The organism is Gilliamella sp. Fer4-1 (genome assembly GCF_001690515.1).
Classification (GTDB): domain Bacteria; phylum Pseudomonadota; class Gammaproteobacteria; order Enterobacterales; family Orbaceae; genus Gilliamella; species Gilliamella apicola_C.
Genome location: NZ_LZGZ01000188.1, coordinates 1 through 3,822, shown reverse-complemented (window position 1 = coordinate 3,822; position 3,822 = coordinate 1). Strand labels below are relative to the sequence as shown.

Here is a 3,822-nt window from a genome sequence, read left to right as displayed (position 1 = left end):
AATATTTCTTAATCTAATATTTCTAATTATTATTATTTTAATTTTTAGTGTTATCACATTAATCAAAGAAACACAAAAACAAGAAATTGTTCCACAATATGGAGCTTTGGTTTTGGATATTGAAGGGATTATTGTTGATAACACACTCTATAGTGATGAAATTTATGCCTTACAAAATAAAATTTACGGCAAAAAAATAAATACCTCCCGTGAAAATAGTTTATTCGAATTGACGCAAAAAATAGCTCAAGCGACCAATGACCCAAAGATTACCAGTATGGTCCTAAAATTAGATAATTTTGTTGGCGCAGACATGAGCGCTCTTCAATATATGGGTAAATATTTGGCTAAATTTAGCGAATCTAATAAACCAATTTACGCTTTTGGTTCGAGCTTTAATCAAAGCCAATATTATTTAGCAAGCTATGCAGATAAAATCTATTTGACACCTATTGGCGCTGTTAATGTATATGGATTAGCAGCCAACAACCTATACTATAAAACCCTACTTGATAATTTAAAAATCAACACACACGTTTTTAGAGTCGGTACTTATAAGTCTGCCATTGAGCCATTCATTCGTAATGATATGTCTGAAGAAGCAAAAAGCAATACGACTCGTTGGCTAACACTTATGTGGAATAACTATCTTGACGATATATCAACGCAACGAAAAAAAACTAACACACAATTGGTTCCGGCACCAGATACTATGTTAGCTAATTTAAAAGCAGCGAATGGAAACATGGCTCAATATGCTATATCTAATGGATTAGTTGATGCCATTGCATCTAACTACCAATTTGAGTCCGAATTGACTCAGAAACATCAATTAAGCATTTATGATTATCAACTTAAATCAAAAGATAAAGAGCCAGATAATGATAACAAGCCACTTATTGCAGTTGTTTTTGTCAACGGTACTATTAGCGATGGAGAAAACAGTAGTAATATTGCGGGTAGTCAAGACATTGTAGAACAATTAAGAAATATTCGTAAAAATTTAACTAAACATAACATACAAGCAGTAGTATTGCGAGTAAATAGCCCTGGAGGCAGCGTAGATGCATCAGAAGCAATCCGTAGTGAATTGGATGCATTACGTAGCTATAAAATTCCTGTTGTCGTCTCTATGGGCGGAATGGCTGCATCAGGTGGATATTGGATATCAACCGCATCTGATTACATTATTGCAAGCCCAAATACCATTACAGGCTCTATTGGTATCTTCGGTATTATTCCAACATTTGAAAAATCATTATCTCATATTGGTGTTTACAGTGATGGAGTAGCTACCTCACCGTTAGCGGGAAATAGCTCAACGCAAGAACTACCTAGCGAAATGAATCAACTAATTCAAATGAATATCGACAATGGCTATCAAACATTTATTTCTTTAGTAGCAAACGCAAGGAATATGACGACTGAGCAAGTTGATAAAATAGGACAAGGCCAAGTTTGGTTAGGCTCAGAGGCAAACAAAATTGGGCTTGTTGATAAATTAGGCGACTTCGATGACGCCATTGAAACGGCTGCAACATTGGCTCATATAACCGATTACGAAATTGACTGGCAAAAACCAAATGGAAATTGGTTTAATGCATTTTATTCAAATATGATAGCAATGTTGCCTCAATCAACTGCTGAAATAGTTTTTGAACAACTACCTGAAGCAAAACAACTTAAACAGCAGGTTTCTTTATGGAGTAAGTTTCACGACTCTCAAAATCGATATATTTACTGCTTGAATTGCGCCGATGTGCGTTAGTAATAATTTATCCGCCTAATGGCGGATATTTCCTCTAATTTAATCTAATTTATTGCTTAAACTATTTTTCTCTGGTTGAAAAAAATAGCGCATATGATTCATAGCCTCATAAATGTATTGATAATTCGGTGTTTCATTAATTTCACGATTATGTAAATCCATATGATGACTAATACCTAATCGATTCACAAGATAGATATCACTAGATGTCTTTACCGCATAAGAACTATAATTTGACATTAAAAGCCAGTTACGATCGACGATGGAGCTAAATAAATCATAACCTGTCGAATAATCACTTATATCATTTTTCACATATAAATAGTGTTTCATTAAGGTTGGAACAACATCTTCATGACTAGTTAGTTTTCTGCTATTACCTTTGATTTTTTCTAACTCTTTTCCTCCAATGATAATAAAAGGGACTTTTGTTTGCGCATCCGTATAATTACCATTATGCCCCCAAAATCCTAATTTATTATCATTCATCTCTTGAGAATGATCGCCAGTAATGACTACTATTGTGTCTTCTAATGAGTTTGATTTAACTAGTTCATCGTAGACATTTTGCAATAAAGAATCGTCATAATAAACACTTTGCTTATAGCGATTAAAAATTGGCAAAGGATCGGTGTCATTATTCAATGTCATATAATTTAAATCACCAATAGGTTTAAATTTTACCAATGAATCGGCAGGGAAATCATAAGCGTGAGGAGCATCATAAAATAAAAATGAAAATGTTGGTTTAGAAGCATCTCGTGTTTTATACCATGCCAGCCAATCGTCTGTGATTTGCTTATCTCGACTTGATGCCGAACCATCTTTACTACTGATTCTTAAATTTTTGATAGTGACAAATACGGTTCGATCAAACTCAGGAGCAGAAACTTTAGCTGACGTAAAGATGCCAATATTATAATTTTCTTTCTGTAATGTAGTAATAAATAGTGAAGGAATACTATTTCGTAAAAACGCATCCCAATAGGTACCAGGAATACCATAAAACAATCCAAAAATACCAGTACGTGTTGCATTACCCGTTGAATAATGGTTATCAAAAACTACACCATTATTTTGCTTAACAAAACGAAATGTATTAGGAGAAATTTCTTCACTAAATGTATCATATCGCCAAGAATCTAAAACAATAAACATAATATTTTTAGGTTTATTATTATCTGGATTAATTACCAGTGGTTTTTTTGGATAATAAACACTAGCATTACTATTGTCCTTATTATACACAACTTTTCTTTGCCCATTTGCATCAAAAAAACTCATAATTTTTTTTGATGTAAATGGGCGATAAAGTGGAATATATTCTTTTACTGCCATAATAGGCGAATAAGCATAATAAAATGCGATCATATGCACTACATGACTAATCAAAAATGAACTAAAAAGAAATATTATTGATAGTAAGATAATCTTTGATTTTTTTTGCGATAAAACCAATTTATTATTAACAAAATAAAGAATGAAATACTCTGCACAAAATGAAACAACAATAAGCACTAGCATTAAAAGGTAAGTCAACATTGAAAAATCAACAATCTGACCAGAAAAAACCATCGATAAAACAGATTGATTTATATGAAACCGGTACTGTTCAAAAACAATCGTATCAATATATAATCCAATTTGGAAAAAACTAAATAAAATAGTAAGAATGATATTACGAATAAATTGCTTAAGTAAAAGCAGAGGAGTACAAATAATTAAAAGTAGCAAGTAGGCAGAGAAGAAATGCCCTAATACCGCAAATATTGAAAATACCATCCCTAGCCAATGAAATGAGCCCCCAGGAACAAGAAAGAATCGAATTGCTATTATTGATGAAATAAAGATATTAATTAGAACAAAGGGGTATAATTTTTTCATAGTATTTGTTATCAAGAAGTTCACTCTATATTATATGAATATTACAGCATTTTATACTTAAAAGTGGTTCTTTCTTGAAACTTTTTAACAAACTAGCACTACTAAATAAATTTCTCATAAAATATTAACAAAAAGGGCTCACTTTAGGAGCCCTTTTCACTTAATTGGAA

The 3,822-nt window shown here is 32.1% G+C and carries 2 protein-coding genes; one reads left to right on the top strand and one right to left on the bottom strand.

Going from position 1 to position 3,822, the window contains the following annotated elements; genetic code table 11:
* Positions 1-1,768 (top strand): signal peptide peptidase SppA (gene sppA, locus A9G30_RS06440; RefSeq protein ID WP_065588415.1); only part of this gene is annotated, 1,768 nt, incomplete at its 5' end.
* 39 nt (positions 1,769-1,807) lie between these two features.
* Here sppA and A9G30_RS06435 read toward each other — a convergent pair.
* Positions 1,808-3,652, bottom strand: a complete 1,845-nt coding sequence (locus A9G30_RS06435) for a DUF3413 domain-containing protein (RefSeq protein WP_065588414.1) — start codon at positions 3,650-3,652, stop codon at positions 1,808-1,810.
* Positions 3,653-3,822: the final 170 nt, after the last annotated feature.

Coding starts and splice junctions, on each gene's coding strand:
- A9G30_RS06435 (WP_065588414.1), bottom strand. CDS start 3,652: ATGAAAAAATTATACCCCTTTGTTCTAATTAATATCTTTATTTCATCA.